The sequence below is a fragment of the Streptomyces sp. NPDC043427 genome (assembly GCF_056436655.1).
In genome coordinates, this window is record NZ_JBWKCC010000010.1 from 84,323 (window position 1) to 102,285 (window position 17,963).

Annotated in this window: 16 protein-coding genes, 1 tRNA gene and 2 pseudogenes; 9 read left to right on the top strand and 10 right to left on the bottom strand. The window is 70.8% G+C overall.

Annotated features, from left to right (window positions below; genetic code table 11):
* Positions 1-66 precede the first annotated feature (66 nt).
* From AC067M_RS18685 to AC067M_RS18720, 8 genes are all read left to right on the top strand, one after another.
* Complete coding sequence (locus tag AC067M_RS18685) at positions 67-1,218, top strand: NAD(P)/FAD-dependent oxidoreductase (protein ID WP_478698083.1); 1,152 nt, start codon at positions 67-69, stop codon at positions 1,216-1,218.
* Positions 1,215-1,514: a (2Fe-2S)-binding protein gene (locus AC067M_RS18690; RefSeq protein WP_478698084.1), complete on the top strand. Its 300-nt coding sequence runs from the start codon at positions 1,215-1,217 to the stop codon at positions 1,512-1,514. The genes AC067M_RS18685 and AC067M_RS18690 overlap by 4 nt, the downstream gene beginning before the upstream one ends.
* Positions 1,507-2,919 (top strand): FAD-dependent oxidoreductase, encoded by a 1,413-nt coding sequence (locus AC067M_RS18695; RefSeq protein WP_478698085.1) that lies wholly within the window; start codon positions 1,507-1,509, stop codon positions 2,917-2,919. The genes AC067M_RS18690 and AC067M_RS18695 overlap by 8 nt, the downstream gene beginning before the upstream one ends.
* Positions 2,920-2,964: 45 nt before the next feature.
* Positions 2,965-3,861, top strand: a complete 897-nt coding sequence (locus AC067M_RS18700) for a dihydrodipicolinate synthase family protein (RefSeq protein ID WP_478698224.1) — start codon at positions 2,965-2,967, stop codon at positions 3,859-3,861.
* 37 nt (positions 3,862-3,898) lie between these two features.
* Positions 3,899-4,900, top strand: coding sequence for a proline racemase family protein (locus tag AC067M_RS18705; protein WP_478698086.1), 1,002 nt, complete (start codon positions 3,899-3,901; stop codon positions 4,898-4,900).
* A gap of 48 nt (positions 4,901-4,948) precedes the next feature.
* The gene (locus AC067M_RS18710; protein WP_478698087.1) at positions 4,949-5,647 is read left to right on the top strand and encodes a GntR family transcriptional regulator; all 699 of its coding nucleotides are present in this window, start codon (positions 4,949-4,951) and stop codon (positions 5,645-5,647) included.
* 82 nt (positions 5,648-5,729) lie between these two features.
* Positions 5,730-6,425, top strand: coding sequence for a type 1 glutamine amidotransferase domain-containing protein (locus AC067M_RS18715; protein WP_478698088.1), 696 nt, complete (start codon positions 5,730-5,732; stop codon positions 6,423-6,425).
* Between the two features lie 167 nt (positions 6,426-6,592).
* Positions 6,593-7,906, top strand: coding sequence for a flavin-containing monooxygenase (locus AC067M_RS18720; protein ID WP_478698089.1), 1,314 nt, complete (start codon positions 6,593-6,595; stop codon positions 7,904-7,906).
* Positions 7,907-8,015: 109 nt separating this feature from the next.
* Here the strand turns inward: AC067M_RS18720 and AC067M_RS18725 are convergent, their stop codons facing one another.
* From AC067M_RS18725 to AC067M_RS18750, 6 genes are all read right to left on the bottom strand, one after another.
* On the bottom strand, positions 8,016-9,161 hold the full coding sequence (locus tag AC067M_RS18725; RefSeq protein WP_478698090.1) for a tryptophan dimethylallyltransferase family protein: 1,146 nt from the start codon (positions 9,159-9,161) through the stop codon (positions 8,016-8,018).
* 295 nt (positions 9,162-9,456) lie between these two features.
* Positions 9,457-10,809, bottom strand: a complete 1,353-nt coding sequence (locus AC067M_RS18730; RefSeq protein ID WP_478698091.1) for a cytochrome P450 — start codon at positions 10,807-10,809, stop codon at positions 9,457-9,459.
* A gap of 8 nt (positions 10,810-10,817) precedes the next feature.
* Positions 10,818-11,411, bottom strand: coding sequence for a GTP-binding protein (locus AC067M_RS18735; RefSeq protein WP_478698092.1), 594 nt, complete (start codon positions 11,409-11,411; stop codon positions 10,818-10,820).
* Positions 11,386-11,763 (bottom strand): DUF742 domain-containing protein, encoded by a 378-nt coding sequence (locus tag AC067M_RS18740; RefSeq protein WP_478698093.1) that lies wholly within the window; start codon positions 11,761-11,763, stop codon positions 11,386-11,388. The genes AC067M_RS18735 and AC067M_RS18740 overlap by 26 nt, the downstream gene beginning before the upstream one ends.
* Complete coding sequence (locus AC067M_RS18745; protein WP_037680888.1) at positions 11,760-12,161, bottom strand: roadblock/LC7 domain-containing protein; 402 nt, start codon at positions 12,159-12,161, stop codon at positions 11,760-11,762. The genes AC067M_RS18740 and AC067M_RS18745 overlap by 4 nt, the downstream gene beginning before the upstream one ends.
* Positions 12,158-13,345 carry an ATP-binding protein gene (locus AC067M_RS18750; RefSeq protein ID WP_478698094.1) on the bottom strand — a complete coding sequence of 396 codons (1,188 nt, stop codon included), beginning with the start codon at positions 13,343-13,345 and terminating at the stop codon, positions 12,158-12,160. The genes AC067M_RS18745 and AC067M_RS18750 overlap by 4 nt, the downstream gene beginning before the upstream one ends.
* 505 nt (positions 13,346-13,850) lie before the next feature.
* Between AC067M_RS18750 and AC067M_RS18755 the strand changes: the two are divergent.
* Positions 13,851-14,793 (top strand): annotated as a pseudogene (locus AC067M_RS18755) (endo-1,4-beta-xylanase).
* 64 nt (positions 14,794-14,857) lie between these two features.
* On the opposite strand, the gene AC067M_RS18760 reads toward AC067M_RS18755, so the two are convergent.
* From AC067M_RS18760 to AC067M_RS18775, 4 genes and pseudogenes are all read right to left on the bottom strand, one after another.
* Positions 14,858-14,945, bottom strand: a tRNA-Leu gene (locus AC067M_RS18760).
* 177 nt (positions 14,946-15,122) lie between these two features.
* Positions 15,123-15,302 (bottom strand): annotated as a pseudogene (locus AC067M_RS18765) (aldehyde dehydrogenase family protein); the annotation flags it as partial.
* Between the two features lie 117 nt (positions 15,303-15,419).
* Positions 15,420-16,469 carry a sugar phosphate isomerase/epimerase family protein gene (locus AC067M_RS18770; protein WP_478698095.1) on the bottom strand — a complete coding sequence of 350 codons (1,050 nt, stop codon included), beginning with the start codon at positions 16,467-16,469 and terminating at the stop codon, positions 15,420-15,422.
* 59 nt (positions 16,470-16,528) lie between these two features.
* Entirely contained in the window at positions 16,529-17,962 is a 1,434-nt protein-coding gene (locus AC067M_RS18775) for an alkaline phosphatase family protein (RefSeq protein ID WP_478698225.1), read from the bottom strand.
* Between the last annotated feature and the right edge of the window lies 1 nt (position 17,963).

A 17,963-nucleotide genomic window follows, 5' to 3' on the forward strand; every position in this document is an offset into this window, starting at 1 on the left:
CGGGCGACTCCCCCGGCATGCGGCGGGGGCTGTTGGCGCTACTGAAGTATGTGACATATTACTGCCGTGACCAACCGACTCTGTGACGTCGTGGTCGTCGGTGCCGGCATGGTCGGCGCCGCCTGTGCGCTGTACGCGGCCCGTGCCGGGCTCGACGTCGTCGTGGTGGACCGCGGCCCGGTGGCCGGCGGCACGACCGGCGCGGGCGAGGGCAACCTGCTCGTCTCCGACAAGGAGCCCGGCCCGGAACTCGAACTCGCCCTGCTGTCCAGCCGGCTGTGGACCGACCTGGCCAACGAGCTGGGCACCGCCGTCGAGTACGAGCCCAAGGGCGGGGTGGTCGTCTCCGCCACCCCCGAAGGGCTCACCGCCCTCACGGAGCTGGCCGCCGCCCAACGCGCCGCCGGTGTCGAGACGGTGAGCGTCGGTGCGGACCAACTCCACGCACTGGAACCGCACTTGGCGCCCGGTCTGGCAGGCGGTGTGCTCTACCCCCAGGACGCCCAGGTCATGCCCACCCTGGCCGCCGCACACCTCCTACGGGCCTCGGGCGCACACCTGGAGACCGGCCGGACGGTGACGCGGGTGCTGCGCGGCCCCGACGGTGCGGTTCGCGGCGTCGCGACCGACCGGGGCGACCTGTACGCGCCGGCCGTGGTGAGCGCGGCCGGCACATGGGGCGGTGAGGTGGCCCGGCTCGCGGGAGTACACCTGCCGGTCCTCCCCCGGCGCGGCTTCGTCCTGGTCACCGAGCCCCTGCCGCGCCGGGTGCGCCACAAGGTGTACGCCGCGGACTACGTGGCCGACGTGGCGAGCGACTCGGCGGCGCTCCAGACCTCACCGGTGGTCGAGGGAACCGCCGCGGGCCCCGTCCTCATCGGCGCCAGCCGCGAACGGGTGGGCTTCGACCGGTCCTTCTCACCGCCGGTGATCCGGGCGCTGGCGGCGGGGGCGACACGGCTGTTCCCGTTCCTGGAACGGGTACGGGCGATGCGCACGTATCTCGGTTTCCGGCCCTACCTGCCGGACCACCTGCCCGCCGTGGGCCCCGATCCACGGGTGCCGGGCCTGTTCCACGCCTGCGGGCACGAAGGCGCGGGCATCGGACTCGCCACCGGCACCGGGCATCTGATCGCACAGGTGCTGGGCGGCGCGACTCCCGACCTGGACCTCGCGCCGTTCCGCCCCGACCGCTTCGCCGAGGAGGCCGCTTCGTGAATCCCCTGGACCTGGCGCGGGCACGGCCCGGCACTCCGTTCACCGTCACCTTCGACGGGCGGGAGATCGAGGCGCTGCCCGGGCAGACGGTGGCCGCGGCGCTGTGGTCGGCGGGGATCCACTCCTGGCGCACCACACGGGGCGGGGGGCGACCGCGTGGTGTGTTCTGCGGGATCGGCGTCTGCTTCGACTGCCTGGTCACCGTCGACGGACGCCCCAACCAGCGGGCCTGCCTGGTTCCGGCCGAACCCGGGGCGGAGATCCGTACGCAGGAGGGGACGGGGCACGGTGACTGAGCATCCGTGTCTCGCCGTCGTCGGCGCGGGTCCCGCGGGGCTGGCCGCCACCCTCGCGGCCGCCGCGCGGGGTGTGCGTGTCGTCCTGGTCGACTCCGCCCCGGAGCCGGGCGGACAGTTCTACCGACAGCCCGCCCCGGGCCTCGGCGCCCGTCGGCCTCAGGCGCTGCACCACCAGTGGCGCACCTGGGAGCGACTGCGCGACGGACTGGAGGCGCATATCGCCGCCGGGCGCGTCACATACCTGAGAGGTCATCATGTGTGGTGCGTGGAGCGGCAGTCAGCCGGATTCACCGTGCACGCGCTCCTCGGCCCCGGGCAGGAGGAACCCGCCGCCGTACGCGCCGACGCGGTACTGCTCGCGACCGGCGGCTACGAGAAGGTGCTCCCCTTCCCGGGCTGGACTCTGCCCGGTGTGGTCACCGCGGGCGGCGCCCAGGCCATGCTGAAGGGCGGGCTCGTACTGCCCGGGCGCAGGGCGGTCGTGGCCGGCACCGGGCCGCTGCTGCTGCCGGTGGCGACCGGGCTCGCCGCGGCGGGCGCGGAGGTCGCCGCGCTGATCGAGTCCGCCGACCCGAAGGGCTTCGTACGGCGCACCCGCGCCCTCGCCGCCGCGCCGGCCAAGCTCGCCGAGGGCGCCGGGTACGCGGCCGCGCTGGTGCGTCACCGGATCCCGGTGCGGACGCGGCACACGGTCGTCGCGGCTCACGGCGGTGAACGCCTCGAAGCGGTGAGCGTGGCCGCGCTGGACGGCGAGGGCCGGCCCGCGCCGGGCACCGAGCGGCGCATCGCCTGCGACACCCTCGCCGTCGGGCACGGCATGCTGCCGCACACCGACCTCGCGGAGGGCCTCGGCTGCCGGCTCGACGGGCCGAACGTGCATGTCGACGACGAACAGCGCACCGACGTCCCGGGCGTGTGGGCCGCCGGGGAGGCCACCGGGATCGGGGGCGCGGCCCTTTCGCTGGCCGAGGGGCACATCGCCGGGCGGTCGGTCGCGGCGCGGCTGGCGGGGGCCGTGCCCGACCCGCGCGCGTGGGCCGCGGCCGCCCGGGCCCGCACCAGGATGCGGGCGTTCTTCGCGGCGGTCGACGGGGCGTACGCGGCGCCCGCGCGCTGGGCGGACCAGGTCACCGACGACACCCTCGTGTGTCGCTGCGAGGAGGTCACCGCCGGTGCCGTCCGGCAGGCCGTCGGGGAACTCGGCGCGGGCGACCTGCGCACCGTGAAGCTGCTGACGCGGGCCGGGATGGGCTGGTGCCAGGGACGGATGTGCGCGCCCGGGGTCGCGGGCGTCGCCGGATGCGAACTCACCCCGGACAAGAGGATGCTGGCCCGGCCGGTACCGCTCGGGGTGCTCGCCACGCAGGCCGGCTCGCCCGATGCGGACAGGACGGATCAGTAATATGTCACACCCTACTGAAGGGGGCCCTTTCCGATGAACACCCCGCTGACCACCCCGCAGCACCGCCCCTGGCGCGGCGTTCTCGTCGCCACCGCGCTCCCGCTCCGCGACGACCTGTCCGTCGACCACGACCGGTACGCCGAGCACTGCGCCTGGCTGGTCGACAACGGCTGCGACGGCGTCGTACCGAACGGCTCGCTCGGCGAGTACCAGGTGCTCACCCCCGAGGAGCGCGCCAAGGTCGTCGAGACGGCCGTGGCCGCGGTCGGCGGCGCGCGGGTGATGCCCGGGGTCGCCGCGTACGGCTCGGCCGAGTCGCGCCGCTGGGCCGAGCAGGCACGCGACGCGGGCTGCGCGGCCGTGATGCTGCTGCCGCCCAACTCCTACCGCGCGGACGAGCGTTCGGTGCTCGCCCACTACGCGGAGGTCGCGAAGGCGGGCGTGCCGATCGTGGCGTACAACAACCCGATCGACACCAAGGTCGACCTGGTGCCCGAACTGCTCGCCGCCCTGCACGCCGAGGGCCACATCCACGGTGTGAAGGAGTTCTCCGGTGATGTCCGTCGGGCCTACCGGATCGCGGAACTCGCCCCCGAACTGGACCTGTTGATAGGGGCGGACGACGTGCTGCTGGAGCTGGCGGTGGCGGGTGCCAAGGGCTGGGTGGCCGGCTACCCGAACGCTCTGCCGCGGGCGTCGGTGGAGCTGTACCGCGCCGCCGTCGCCGGGGACCTCGACACCGCGCTGCCCCTGTACCGGCAGTTGCACCCCTTGCTGCGCTGGGACTCCCGCGTGGAGTTCGTGCAGGCGATCAAGCTGTCCATGGACATCGTCGGCCGTCACGGCGGCGCCTGCCGCCCGCCCCGTGTACCGCTGCTGCCGGAGCAGGAGGCGGTCGTACGCGCGGAGACCGAGAAGGCGGTCGCGGCGGGCCTCACGTAGTCGGTGTCACCAACGCCACGGCCCGGAAGGGGACCTCATGCGCAGCAAGCTCGTCCTGCACGCCGTCGACTCGCACACCGAGGGCATGCCCACCCGCGTGATCACCGGCGGGATCGGGACCATCCCCGGCGCGACGATGAACGAGCGGCGGCTGTACTTCCGTGAACACCGCGACGACATCAAGCAGTTGCTGATGAACGAACCGCGTGGCCACTCCGCGATGAGCGGCGCGATCCTGCAGCCGCCCACCCGCCCGGACTGCGACTGGGGCGTCGTCTACATCGAGGTCTCCGGCTATCTGCCGATGTGCGGACACGGCACGATCGGGGTGGCGACGGTGCTCGTCGAGACCGGCATGGTCGAGGTCGTCGAGCCGGTGACCACCATCCGCCTCGACACCCCGGCCGGCCTGGTGGTCGCCGAGGTCGCGGTGGAGGACGGCGCGGCCCGGGCGGTGACGCTCCGGAACGTGCCGTCCTTCTCGGTCGGCCTCGGCCGCAAGGCGACGCTGGCGGACGGCCGTACGGTGACGTACGACCTGGCGTACGGCGGCAACTTCTACGCGATCCTGCCGCTGGAGGAGTTCGATCTGCCCTTCGACCGCGCCCGCAAGGACGACATCCTCGCGGCGGGGCTGGCGCTGATGGACGCGATCAACGCCGAGGAGGAGCCGGTCCACCCGCAGGATGCGTCGATCCGCGGCTGCCACCACGTCCACCTGTACGCGCCCGGCGCCACGGCCCGGCACTCCCGGCACGCGATGGCCATCCACCCCGGGTGGTTCGACCGCTCCCCCTGCGGTACGGGGACCAGCGCGCGCATGGCGCAACTGCACGCGCGGGGCGAACTGCCGCTGCACACCGAGTTCGTGAACGAGTCCTTCATCGGCACCCACTTCACGGGCCGGCTGCTCGGCACGACCGAGGTGGCCGGTGTACCCGCCGTGCTGCCGAGCTTCACGGGGCGGGCCTGGATCACGGGTACGGCACAGTATCTGCTGGACCCGACGGACCCGTTCCCGGCGGGCTTCGTCCTCTGAGCCCCGTCCCTCCCTCACAGCCCCACATCTGCTCCAAGGAGACACCCGATGGCCGCCCAGCGCAGCAGCAGCCCGCCGCCTGCCGCCGGACCCGCGCTGCCCCGGCTGGGCGGACGCCGGAGCAGCTACCGCGAACGGGTCGCCGACGCCCTGCGTGCCGCGCTGATCGCGGGTGAGCTGCGGCCCGGCGAGGTGTACTCCGCGCCGGGCCTCGCCGCCCGCTTCGGCGTCTCCGCGACCCCGGTGCGCGAGGCGATGCTGGATCTCGCGAAGGAGGGGCTGGTCGACAGCGTCCCCAACAAGGGGTTCCGGGTCACGGAGGTCTCGGAGAAACAACTCGACGAATACACCCACATCCGTGCGCTCATCGAGATCCCGACCGTCGTGGGGCTGGCGGGCACGGCCGACCCCGTCTCGCTGGAGGCGCTGCGCCCGGCCGCCCGGGAGATCGTCACCGCCGCGGTGGCCGGTGACCTCATCGCGTACGTGGAGGCCGACACCCGCTTCCACCTGGGTCTGCTGGCCCTGGCCGGCAACGCCCACCTGGTCGAGGTCGTCCGCGACCTACGCGGCCGCTCCCGCCTCTACGGTCTCACCGCCCTCCTCGAGTCCGGCCGTCTCCTCGCTTCCGCGGAAGAGCACCTGGAACTGCTGGACGCCCTCTTGGCGCGGGACGAGCGCGCGGTGCGCGAGGTCATGAGCCGGCACCTGGGGCATGTGCGGGGCTTGTGGGCCGCCGGAGCGTGAGACGGAGCCTCCCCCTATCGTCGAACCCGTAACGTCAGTTCTCCCCCTCCCCCCACACACACAGAACGACTTCGGAGAAGCCATGTCCAAGATCCTCTTCGTGATGACCGGCGCCGACCACTGGACGCTGGCCGACGGCACCCAGCACCCCACCGGCTTCTGGGCCGAGGAAGCCGTCGCCCCGTACGAGGCGTTCAAGTCCGCCGGACACGAGATCGTCGTCGCCACGCCGGGCGGGGTCGTCCCGACCGTGGACAAGGGCAGCCTGGCCGCTGAGGTGAACGGCGGCCAGGAGAACGCCGACCGGGTCGCGGGCGTCCTCGCCGGGATGACCGAGCTGCGGCAGCCGGTCCGGCTGGAGGACGTACGGCTCGACGACTACGCCGCCGTGTTCTACCCGGGTGGCCACGGCCCCATGGAGGACCTCGCTGTCGACACCGTGTCCGGCGGGCTGCTCGTCGACGCGCTGGAGTCGGGCAAGCCGCTCGGCGTGGTCTGCCACGGGCCCGCTGCGCTGCTGGCCGCCGTGAAGGAGGACGGCGCGAACGCGTTCGCCGGGTACCGGGTGGCGGCGTTCACCAACGCCGAGGAGACGCAGGCAGGTCTCGCCGGCCAGGCGAAGTGGCTGCTCCAGGACCGGCTCACCGAGGCGGGCGTCGAGGTGCGGGTGGGCGAGCCGTGGGCACCGCACGTGATCGTCGACCGCAACCTCGTCACCGGCCAGAACCCGGCATCCTCCGCCCCACTCGCCACGGAACTCCTGAAGAAGCTCGGCTGAGCGTCCCGGACTTCGGCCGGTCCTGTCCCTCCCCCCGCTACGACGCCGCGGCCTGCCTCCCCGAGCGCCACGCCTGTGATGCAGCACTCCTCTGGTGTGAGGCGTGAAGCGGATGGGCAGTCAATGCCGGAAGGATCAAGAGGCGTCCTGTGGGGGGAGCTTTGAGCATGTCATCCGCTGCGGCGGTGTGCGTCATCGGCACGGGCCTGTCGGGCCTCGCGGCGGCGCACGCCCTCGCGGCCAGAGGCATCGAGTTCGTCTGCCTGGAGAAGGCACCGGACGTCGGAGGCATCTGGCGCCGGCCGCAGGCGGGCGAACCAGGCCCGGGTTACGTGTCGCTGCACCTCAACACGGCCAAGCAGCTGACCGCGTACTCCGCCTTCCCGATGCCGGACTCCTACCCCCTGTATCCCCGGCACGACGCCGTCGCCGCCTACCTGCGGTCCTTCGCCGAGTGGGCGGGCGTCCTGCCGCACGTCGAGCTGCGCACCGAGGTGGTGTCCGTACGACAGGACACCGACGGAACCTGGACGGTCACCAGCCGCGACGCGGACGGCGAGGTGACCTCGAGGAACTTCGCCCATGTGCTCGTCGCCTCCGGACACAACTCGGAGCCCGCGCTGCCGGATCCCCTGCCGCCTGGCTCCGATGCCTTCGAGGGAACGATTCTCCACTCCCTGGACTACCGGGACGGCGCCGACTTCGCCGGGCGACGGGTCGTCGTCGTGGGGCTCGGGGCATCGGCGGTGGACATCGCCGCCGACCTGTCCCGGCACGCCGCACACACCGTGCTGTCGGTGCGCCGGGGACTGCACATCGTCCCCAAGCAGCTCTTCGGCGTCTCGGTCGACGAGATCGCCGACGCCCCGTGGTGGACCCGGATGTCCTTCGCGGAACAGCGCCGTTTCGTCGAACAGGCCCTGCTCGTCGCGCGGGGCAGGCTGGGCGACTACGGCCTGCCGGAACCGGACCACCCCATCTTCTCCTCGGCCGTGACCATCTCGGACGAGATCCTCAGCCGTATACGGCACGGCGCGGTGACCCCGAAGCCCGCGATCGAGTCGTTGGACGGCAACCGGGTCGTGTTCACCGACGGCACGTCCACCGAGGCCGACGCCGTCGTCTACTGCACCGGCTTCCGGATGGCCTTCCCGTTCCTGCCCGCCGGAGTCCCGGCCGGTCCACAGGGGTCGGTCGAGCTGTACAAGCGGGTCGTCGCACCGGATCACCCCGGCCTGCACTTCGTCGGCCTGGTCCGTCCCGTGGGCGCCATCACCCGGCTCGTCGAGGCGCAGTCGCGGTGGGTCGCGCGGATCATCGACGGCGAGGCCGTCCTGCCGTCCGCGGAGGTCATGCGCAAGGAGATCAGCGCGTATCTGAGCGGCATCAACAGCCGCTACGGTGCGGCGGAGGGCGCGTCCATCCAGGTCGACGTCGCGCCCTATCTGCGGGAGCTGTGCGACGAATTGCGGGACGAATAGGAGGCCGGCCGGCTCGTCCGGCGCCCTCTCTCACGAGGCTCCTGGTGAACGGAGTCGCCCTGGTGGGGCCCCATTCACCGGGAGCGTCGGCATCGCGGCCGAAGGTGGGTCACCCCACGGCTTCGGCCCGCGGTGGCTCCAGAACTGCGGGCGGCCGAACCTCGTAGGCCTCCGAGGAGATGTACGCGGTCACCCGCGGCGGTCGGCCCCGCTGGTGGGCGAGGGCCAGGTAGGCGATGAGCCCCACGCCGTCCTCGGGTCGGCGTGCGGTGAGTGCGGTCAGCGACCGGCCGAGCGGCGCGGGATCCACGCCGTACCGAAGGAGCAGTGTCTCGGCGCGTGCCAGGGCCTCGCCGTCGTGGCGTACGTAGTCGCGGACCGGGATGTGGAGGGTGAAACCGCTCGGTGCACCGCTCGCCGAGTCGGTGAAGGAGTGACAGGTCAGGACGGGCCGCCTGTCGAGTCGTACGTCGGCCCGGTCACCGGCGTCGGCGTCGAGTCCGGCGGCCGTACGGAAGAAGTCCTCGACCTCCATGTGCAGGGGACCGGAGTCCGCCCGCGACAGCAGGCCCGCCTCCGTGGCCGCGAGATCCGGGTGCCGGACGTAGACCTTGGCGCGGGGGGCGTCCCAGTCGCCGAGGTCGAGGGCGAGGAAGGGGTAGCCGTCGGCCGGGGGGAGCGACTCGAACCCGTCGGGGTGGCCGAGCCGGGTCAGAGCCTCCCGAACCGTGTCGGCGGAACGTTTTGCCCCGGAAGCGGCGGGGTTGAGATACACCTTGACCTTCGGGACCCCGCCGGGTCTCAGCTCCAGCGCGCACCACAGGGTCAACGGACCCTGAGGGGAGGCGGGGAAGAACAGGTCCTCCAGTTCGTCGAGCCGGTCGGTGGTGAAGCCCCAGCGCCTGGCCATCTCGCGGACGACGCGCAGTCCGGTCCGGCCGTTCTGCGTCAGGCCCGCGGCGCCGTACCCCGGTTCGACCAACACGCGGAGCGTCGGGGCCGCGTCCGGCGAGAAGGAGAGCGAGAACTCCACCGGGGTCTGGTCGTCGGAGAGGAAGGTGGGGGTGGGGGGCGGCAGATCCAGTGGCCGTTCGGCCACCGGGCCCAGCGCGTCGGTCAGCGTCTGTGCGTAGGACCCGGCCGAAGCCGAGTCCAGTCCCACGACGTCGCACAGGCGCAGCAACTGTCCCGCCGTGTGCCCGCCGAGTGTCTCAGCCCTTGCGGGCGTCGTGCCGCCGAACCGGGAGTCGGTCACCGGTCCTCCCGCCACACGCCGGAGCGCACATGAAGATACCCGCCTGCGAAGGCGGGTATCTCGCTGGTCGAGCTGTGGAGTTGGTCCCTGGTGGAGGGGGCGTTCGCACGCCCCCCGGGTATGGGGGGCCGGGGTCGGAGCAACGCGGTCGCGTACCGAACGAAAGCGGCGTCGGTGGATATGTGGTCCACGACACCTCCTTTGCCTCGTAACCAACACGGATAACCGCGTTGCTCACTACCCCCGCGGTTGAAACTTCATGCAATCCGGGGGAGTTGGAGGCGTGTCGTGAGAATCACCTCGTCACCCAGGTCAGGAACTGGCTCCACAGTCCGGACCGTTCGGACCTCCGGCTCCCCGGCTCGGCGTGCGCGGCGGGCACCGGCGTCTGCGTCCTGGCCGGCGCCGCCGGCCGTCGCGCCGCCTGAACCGGCGTGAAACGAACAGGAATTTGGGCCAGCGCACGGTGGAAGGGACCCTGCCGCCAGGTCAGACTGTCCGACGGTACGGAGAGCTCGACGTCGGGGAGCCGGTTGAGCAGGTGCTCGAGGGCCGTCACGGTGATGTGCCGGACCGGCTCCTTGGAGGGGCAGGCGTGCGGACCCGCGCTCCAGGACAGGTGGGCGCGGTTGCTTCCCGCCTGGCGTGCGGCGGTCAGCGCCGGGCCGGTGTTGGCCGCGGCGAAGCTGACCAGGACCAGGTCGCCCGCCCTCAGCTTCTGGCCGGCGAACTCCATGTCGGCCGCCGGGTAGTGCGGCGCGTAGTTCGCCATGGGCGGGTTGTCCCACAGCGTGTCGTCGATGGCTTCCTCGATCAGACCGCCCTTGTAGGCGTAGCGGTCGTCGGTGAGCAGCAGGTGCAGGGTGTTGCCGATGAGGTTGCGCAGCGGTTCGACGCCGGAGCCGAGGAGGAGGGCGAGCTGGTGCACCATCTCCTCGTCGGTGAGGCGTGACTGATGCTGCATCAACCAGGAGGTGACGTCCTCACCGGGCCTGGCCCGCTTCAGCGCCACCAGTTCGCCGACCGCCTGGAACAGCACCTGGGCGGCCTTCTCGGCGTTGTTGCCGTCGAACATGCCGGAGATGCCGAAGAGCACCCGGTCGCCGATGTCCGCGGGGCAGCCGAAGAGGTCGTTCAGCACGAACAGCGGCAGTTGCTTGGCGTAGTCACCGAGCAGGTCGGCCGAACCACGGCCGCTGAACTGGGAGATGAGGTAGTCGGAGATGCGCTCGGTGCTCTGGCCCAGCCGACGCGAGTCGACGCGGGCCATGCTGTCAGTGACCGCCTGACGCAGTCTCAGGTGCTCGGCGCCGTCGCTGAACATGCAGTTGGGCCGGTAGGCCAGCAGGGGGAAGACCGGGCTCTCCGGGCTCACCTTGCCGTCGTTGAAGTCCCGCCAGCGGCGGGCGTCCTTGCGGAAGGAGCTGGAGTCCTGCAGGAGTTGGAGCGCCGCCGTGTAGTCCGTGACGAGGGTCGCCTCCACGCCCGGCGCGAGCTCCACGGGCGCGGCCGGCCCGTAGTGGCGCAGATAGGTGTAGTACGCCTGCGGATCGGCCGCGAACTCCGGCCCGTACAGCGGCACCCGGGCGCCGGTGTGGTGGGCCGGGCACCCGGGCGGGGGGACCGGGGCGGTGGGTTGAGCGTCCATGCTTGCTCCTAGTGAGCGCGTTGCAGCAAATAGCGGACGAGAGTGATCAGGGCGTCCGCCGACGACCTCTCGTCGCGCGCGTCGCAGGTCACGACGGGCGTGTCGTCGAGCAGATCCAGTGCCTCGCGCAGCGCCCTCTCCTCGCGAAGCGGTGTGCCGTCGAAGCGGTTGACGGCGATGGCGTAGTCGAGTCCGTACTGCTCGATCAGATCGATCACGGCGAAGGAGTCCGCGAGCCGCTCGGGGTCGACCAGCACCAGCGCCCCGAGGGCGCCGCGCGCCATGTCCTCCCACATCTGCACGAACCGCTGCTGACCCGGCGTGCCGAACAGGTACAGCACGACCCGTTCGCTGATGGTCAGGCGACCGAAGTCCATGGCCACCGTGGTGGTCGTCTTGCCCCGTACGCCCTTGAGGTCGTCGAACGACTCCCCGGCCCGGGTCATCGTCTCCTCGGTGGACAGCGGGGTGATCTCCGAGATCGCTCCGATGAAGGTGGTCTTGCCCACCGCGAAGTGCCCGACGACGAGGATCTTCACCGCGGTCTGCGTCGCCCCGTCACGGACGTAGTCCTGCTCATCCAAACTTGGCCCTGAGACCATTCAGCACCTCCTCCAGGATCTGCTTGTCGGCGAGCGGAGCCCGCTGCACGGGCGCGCGGGTGATGAGGTAGCCGCCCTCCGTGAGGGCGGAGAGCAGGATCTTCACCACGCCCAGCGGCAGCCGTGTGTGCCCGGCGACCTCGGCGACCGAGAGGTAGCCAGCCGAGCAGAGGTCCAGCAGGTTCTGCTCCTCGGGCGAGAGCCGGGTCGGACGCTGCTGGTGGTCGGCCGCCGCGGTGACCAGGGTGATCAGGGAGAGCTGCGCCTCATCGGGCAGACCCCGCCCCTTGGTGATGACGTACGGACGCACTAATTCGGCGGCCTGGGGCTCCAGCGCGTCGGGACCGGTCATGAGCGCGCGCCGAGGTTCTCGCGCGGCGGCGTCGTCAGGGCCTTGCCCAGCTGGCCGACGAGCTGCTGCATACGGAAGGTGATGTCCGCCATGTCGACGTCCGGGGACGCGGAGACACCGAGGTAGGCGCCCTCGCCGGCGGAGATCAGGAAGACCCAGCCCTCGTCGAACTCGACGAGTGTCTGCCGCCAGTGGTGCCGGGTGCCGCCGATGAAGAAGCCGAGCGAGCGGCTGAGGGACTGGACCCCGCTCATACCGGCGGCGACCCGGTCCGCATCGTCCTTGCCGAAGTCCTGCGTCCGGGCCATCAGCAGACCGTCGGCGGAGATCAGTACCGCGTGCAGGGCACCGGGGATCTCCAGGGCACTGTCAAGCATCCATGACAGATCGTCGTTCACGAGACCTCATGTCCTTCGCTGCTCGCATCACGTGTGCTGCTGGTCTGCTCGGCGGTGTCCGCCTGCGTGGCGCGACCGGACTGCGTGCCCCGCTGGAAGGCGCCCATGATGGCGGCCGTCTCCGCACCGGAGCGGGCCGTGCGTGTGGCCGAGGTGCTGCCCGGCACGATGGCCATGGGCCGCTTGCGGCGACGCTTGGGCAGACCGTCGACGGTCGAGGACGTCAGCGCGGGTTCGGGGCCACCGAGGTCCGGCGCGGGAACGGCGGGGACGGCGGCGGACTCGGCGTCGGGATCGGCCGGGGCCGGCGCCTTCTTCTCCGGCATGTTGGTGAGCAGCTCGTGCGGCAGAAGGACGACCGCGCGGACGCCGCCGTACGGAGAGCTGGAATCCACGGACACCTCGAATCCGAAGCGTTCGCACAGGACGCCGATGACGGCGAAGCCGAACTGCGGCGGGTTGCCGAGCTCGGAGACGCCCGAGACCCGCTCGCTGGACAGGAGCTTCTCCGCTTTCGCCCGCTCCTCGTCATTCATGCCGACGCCTGCGTCGTCGACGACGATGCAAATTCCCTTGGGCACGGTGCGAATATTGATTTCGACGATCGTGTCCGGGCTGGAATAGCTGGTGGCGTTGTCGAGCAGTTCCGCGAGAGCCAGGGCGACCGGTTCGACGGCACGGCTGGTGATACCGAAGTCGACCTGGGAAAGAATTTCGACGCGTCGGTAGTGCCGGACCCTCCCCTGCGCGCTGCGGACCACGTCATAAACCGAGGCGACGTCGCGTTGCCGGCCCAGCCAGCCGTCGCACAGCACGGCGATCGACTGGGCGCGCCGACCGAACTGCGAGTTCGTGTGGTCGATCTCCAGAAGGTCCTGGAGGATCACCGACTCGCCGTACTTGTTCTGCAGCCTGGAAACAATCAACTGCTGCTCTGCGGCGAGACCTTGGAGGGTCCGCATGGCGGACTTGAGGACCGTTTTCGTCGCTTCCTCGGCCCGTTCCTGCGCGGCCTCGACGGATTCCGAGTATTGGTTCTCCAGCTCGGAGTAATGATTTCTGAGCCCCGCGATCTCCTGCCTCAAAGTCTTTGCCGCCCTGCGTTGGCGAACAATGACCGCGATCGTGGCAAGGATGACGAACAGGAGAGCCCAGAATACCGGGTTCTGTATGTATTGCGTCATAAGACTCTCTTCAGGCGACTGACGGCCAGCTGCTGAATTCCCGTCAATAACGGGGGGACCGGCGGACCGCCCATCCGCCCGCTCTACAAGCGCGGTGATCGTATCATCGTAGGAACCGGTCCCTGACCGCCAATATGCTGCCTTTGCTGGACCATTGACGGTCAGTCAGCCCATGTTGGTTGACATCGGCGCAAGCTTCACCGTGATGCCGGACGTCCGTCTTCGAAACTTTCGAGCAGCTGTCCGAATCTTCACCGCCTGACCGTCACCGCAGCCCTCCCGCACGTCGCGCGACGCACTCCATTGACGCCCATGAGTACTGTCCTTACTGCCTACTCAGCCATCCGGAAGCAGCTTCGAAACTTTCGAGATCGCTGTATGTTTCAAGTATCAGCCATGACCGGGGCTTCCGGTCGGCCCCGTCCAGCACATCGGGAGATCAACCACCAAAAGGAAATGACATGGTTATGAAGGCACCTCGCAACGCCCCTTCCGAACGCCCCCGTTGGCGCCCACGCGTCCGTGGGGACTGACCCTCGGCACGGCGGGCCTGCTCGCCACGGCCGGCCTGACCGCTCTCGCCGGGTCGGCCGACGCCGCGAGCACCCTGGGCTCCGCCGCCGCCGGCAAGGGCCGCTACTTCGGCGTCGCGGTCGCGGTGAACCACCTCGGTGAATCCCCGTATGTCAGCACGCTCGACACCGAGTTCAACTCCGTGACGCCGGAGAACGAGATGAAGTGGGACGCCACCGAGCGCACACGGGGCTCCTACAGCTTCGGCTCCGCCGACCTGCGTGGGCTTCCAGTCCCACTTCTACAGTGCCTCCCCCGTGCCCGGCGAGTACCGGGCGAACCTGCAGCGCTTGGCCGACCTCGGCGTCGACGTACAGATCACCGAGCGGGACATCGAGGGCTCCGGAACAGCCCTGGCCAACAGCTACAACAATGTGGTGCAGGCCTGCCTGGCCGTCTCCCGCTGCACCGGCATCACCGTCTGGGGCGTCACCGACAAGTACTCGTGGCGCGCGAGCGGCACGCCCCTGCTGTTCGACGGCCACTACACGAAGAAGGCCGCGTACACCGCGGTGCTCAACGCGCTCGGCGGCTCCTCCTCGGGCGGCGGGAGCGGGGGCGGGGGCGGCGGCAGCGCGACGTGTACGGCGACGTACAGCAAGGCAGAGGAGTGGAGCGACGGCTACAACGGCAAGGTGACGATCACGGCGGGTGCGTCCGCGATCAGCAGCTGGACCACGAATGTCACGGTGACATCCCCGCAGACGGTCTCCGCCACGTGGAACGGCACGCCCACCTGGGACGGCAGCGGGAACGTGATGACCATGAACGGCAACGGAACGCTCGCCGCCGGGGCATCCACGAGCTTCGGGTTCACGGTGATGAAGAAGGGGAACTCCGCCACGCCGGCGGTCGGCGGCTGCACTGCTTCCTGATCCGCGGGAACGGACAAGAAAACCTCGTGCGGGACGAGCTTCTGCTCGTCCCGCACGAGGTGAGTGGTGTCCGAGGGGGGACTTGAACCCCCACGCCCGATAAAGGGCACTAGCACCTCAAGCTAGCGCGTCTGCCATTCCGCCACCCGGACCAGGTGTCTGCCGCCTTGCCGGGGGTGTTCCCCGCGGCGACATGGACAACAATACCAAGCTTTCGGGGTGCCTTTCACCTGCGTTTCCCTCTCCTCAGGCGCTCTGGCGGCGGCACCCGAAGGCATCACCCGGGGTGACGAATCGGTCACCCCGGGATGCTCGTGCGCACTCTCGTACGGCATGAGCTGGTACTCCCAGACGTTCCCCGGCAGCCGCTCCCCCGTCGGCCCCCGCGTCACCGCGCGCGCCAGCAGCTCGCCGCCGACGAAGGCCCCGCGCCAGGACGCGCCGAAGCCGCCGACCAGCTCGTCGCGGTCCCCGCGGGAGCGCGGGGCGCCGTGGCCGACGCTCCTGGCCGGGCAGGAAGCGGGCGTCCGCAGGGCCCCGCGGTGCAGCGGGACGGCGCCCCGCGCCCTGTTCAGGAGGTGGCCCTCCCCGGTCTCGGACTCGGAGGGCCACCTCGCGCGCGCGGCTCAGCACTTCTCGCGCAGCGAGTGCAGGTGCTCACTCGAACGCCGCGCGAAGGTGAACGACTCGGTCGGATTGTCGTGCTCGGCCTGCCAGTGGTGCGCCATGCGCTCGCCGCGCAGCCGGGTGACCGCGGAGATGAACCGCCGGTAGTCGATGTCGCCGTCGCCGACGTCGGTCATGCGGTAGCCGTACTGGTTCGCCGGATCGCTCACGCCGTCCTTCACGTGGAAGAGCGGGTAGCGGTGAGGCTGCCTGAGGACGTAGTTCAGCGGTTCGAAGGGTGCGGGCGTGCCGTCGGGCCGCTTCGAGAAGCGGAACTGGCCCGAGTACGCCCAGAAGATGTCCATCTCCAGGAAGACCAGGTCGGGGTCGGTCTCGGCGAGCAGCACGTCGTACAGCCGTACCTTGGGGTTGTCGGTGGCGAAGGAGAACTCCTCGGAGTGGTTGTGCTGGTAGAACTTCATGCCGCGCGCCCGGGCCGCCGCGCCGTAGGTGTTGAACTCCTCGGCCGCGCGCTTCCACGCGTCGACGGTCGAGCCGTAGCGGAACGGTCCCGAGGCGGTGCCGATGTGCTTGAGTCCGAGCGCCTCGGCGTCGTCGAGGACCTTGGTGAGGTTCTGCGCGAAGGTGTAGGCGGCCGGGTCGCTGGAGTAGTAGCCGACGTGGCTGCCGATCGGGTTCAGGCCGTGGTTCCTCGCCAGCCGCTTGAGCTGGGCGAGGGTGATGGGGCCCGCGGAGCCCTGGGTGTAGCCGGCGAACTCCACCTCGTCGTAGCCGTACTTCTCCAGTTCGGCGAAGACGGGGGCGAAGCCGAGCGTGGAGACCTTGTCGCGCAGGCTGTAGAGCTGGATGCCGAGCCGGCCGGGCGGCAGGACGGGGCGGCCGCGGCCCGCCGACGCGTTCGCGGTGTCCGCGCTGTCGGCGGCGGCGGTGGCGGGGCTCGTGGCCGCGCCCAGCAGGGCGGCGGCGGAGGCGCCTGCGGCCACGCCGAGCATGCCTCGTCTGGTGAGCCGGTGGGCGAGTTCGGGGTCGGACCGGAAGGTGCGGCTCATGCTGGAACTCCTCGGGATCTCGGGCCGTTGTCAGTGGTGAGTGCTTCACTTGTGACCAGTCAGGACAGACCGGCCAGTCGGAGCAGGAGAGACTTCACGTCGGTGGCCGCGACACGGCCGCCGACTGCACGGGGGGTGGAGCAGATGAGGAGCGGACCGTCGTCGTCGCTCGCCGGAAGGCGGCCGTGGCTGCCGCGAATAGGTGAGGCGTCCAGGGGCACGACCGCCATGCGGTAACGCATGCCGAGCTTCTTGCGCGCCAGTGCCGTGGCCGCCTTGACCTTCACATACGGGTCGAGCGGATCCATGAAGAGCTCGACCGGGTCGTAGCCGGGTTTGCGGTGGATCTCGACGAGCCGCGCGAAGTCGGGCGCGTGGGCGTCGTCGAGCCAGTAGTAGTACGTGAACCAGGCGTCCGGTTCCGCGACGGCGACCAGTTCGCCGGAGCGCGGGTGGTCGAGATGGTGCTCCTTCTTGCCCTCGTCGTCGAGGAGTCGCTCGATGCCGGGCAGGTCGGCGAGCGCGGCCCGGGCGGCGTCGAGGTCCTCGGGGCGGCGTACATAGACGTGGGCGATCTGGTGGTCGGCGACGGCGAAGGCGCGGGACGCCATCGGGTCCAGGTACTCCATGCCGTCCTGCGTGTGCACCTCGAGCAGTCCGGCGCGGCGCAGGGCCCGGTTGATGTCGACGGGCCTGCTCACGCGGGTGATGCCGTACTCGGAGAGCGCGACGACGGTACGGCCCTCGGTGCGGGCGTCGTCGAGGAGCGGGGCGAGGGCCGTGTCCAGCTCGGCCGCCGCCTTCAGGGAGCGCGGGTCGTCGGGGCCGAAGCGCTGCAGGTCGTAGTCGAGGTGGGGGAGGTAGCAGAGCGTCAGGTCGGGGTGGCGGGTGCGGATGATGTGCCGGGTCGCGTCGATGATCCAGCGACTGGAGACGAGGTCGGCGCCAGGGCCCCAGAAGTGGAAGAGCGGAAAGGTGCCGAGCTGCGCGGTGAGTTCGTCGTGCAGGGCCGGGGGCCTGGTGTAGCAGTCGGGTTCCTTGCGGCCGTCGGCGTAGTAGATCGGACGGGGGGTGATGGTGATGTCGGTGTCGGCGCCCATGGCGTACCACCAGCAGATGTTGGCGACCGTGTAGCCGGGGTGCGCCCGACGGGCCGCGTCCCACAGCTTGTCTCCGGCGACGAGGCCGTTGTGCTGCCGCCACAGCAGTACGTCACCCAGCTCGCGGAAGTACCAGCCGTTGCCGACGATGCCGTGCTCCGACGGGGGGGTACCGGTGAGGAAGGTCGACTGAGCGGCACAGGTGACGGCGGGCAGGACGGTACCGAGCGGCGCCTGGGAGCCCGACCGGGCGAGGGCCTTGAGGTGAGGCATGTGCTCGAGGAGACGGGGGGTGAGGCCGACGACGTCCAGGACCAGGAGAGGGGTGGGGGCCGGGGCGGGACCCGGGTTGGTGGCCTGGTGGGGGCTCGTGACGGTGCCGTCGGGGCTCATG

Excerpts from the sequence above, each read along its gene's own strand:
- AC067M_RS18705 (WP_478698086.1), top strand. The coding sequence starts at position 3,899 with ATGCGCAGCAAGCTCGTCCTGCACGCCGTCGACTCGCACACCGAGGGC.
- AC067M_RS18710 (WP_478698087.1), top strand. The coding sequence starts at position 4,949 with ATGGCCGCCCAGCGCAGCAGCAGCCCGCCGCCTGCCGCCGGACCCGCG.
- AC067M_RS18715 (WP_478698088.1), top strand. The coding sequence starts at position 5,730 with ATGTCCAAGATCCTCTTCGTGATGACCGGCGCCGACCACTGGACGCTG.
- AC067M_RS18720 (WP_478698089.1), top strand. The coding sequence starts at position 6,593 with ATGTCATCCGCTGCGGCGGTGTGCGTCATCGGCACGGGCCTGTCGGGC.
- AC067M_RS18730 (WP_478698091.1), bottom strand. The coding sequence starts at position 10,809 with ATGGACGCTCAACCCACCGCCCCGGTCCCCCCGCCCGGGTGCCCGGCC.
- AC067M_RS18735 (WP_478698092.1), bottom strand. The coding sequence starts at position 11,411 with ATGGTCTCAGGGCCAAGTTTGGATGAGCAGGACTACGTCCGTGACGGG.
- AC067M_RS18740 (WP_478698093.1), bottom strand. The coding sequence starts at position 11,763 with ATGACCGGTCCCGACGCGCTGGAGCCCCAGGCCGCCGAATTAGTGCGT.
- AC067M_RS18750 (WP_478698094.1), bottom strand. The coding sequence starts at position 13,345 with ATGACGCAATACATACAGAACCCGGTATTCTGGGCTCTCCTGTTCGTC.
- AC067M_RS18770 (WP_478698095.1), bottom strand. The coding sequence starts at position 16,469 with ATGAGCCGCACCTTCCGGTCCGACCCCGAACTCGCCCACCGGCTCACC.
- AC067M_RS18775 (WP_478698225.1), bottom strand. The coding sequence starts at position 17,962 with ATGAGCCCCGACGGCACCGTCACGAGCCCCCACCAGGCCACCAACCCG.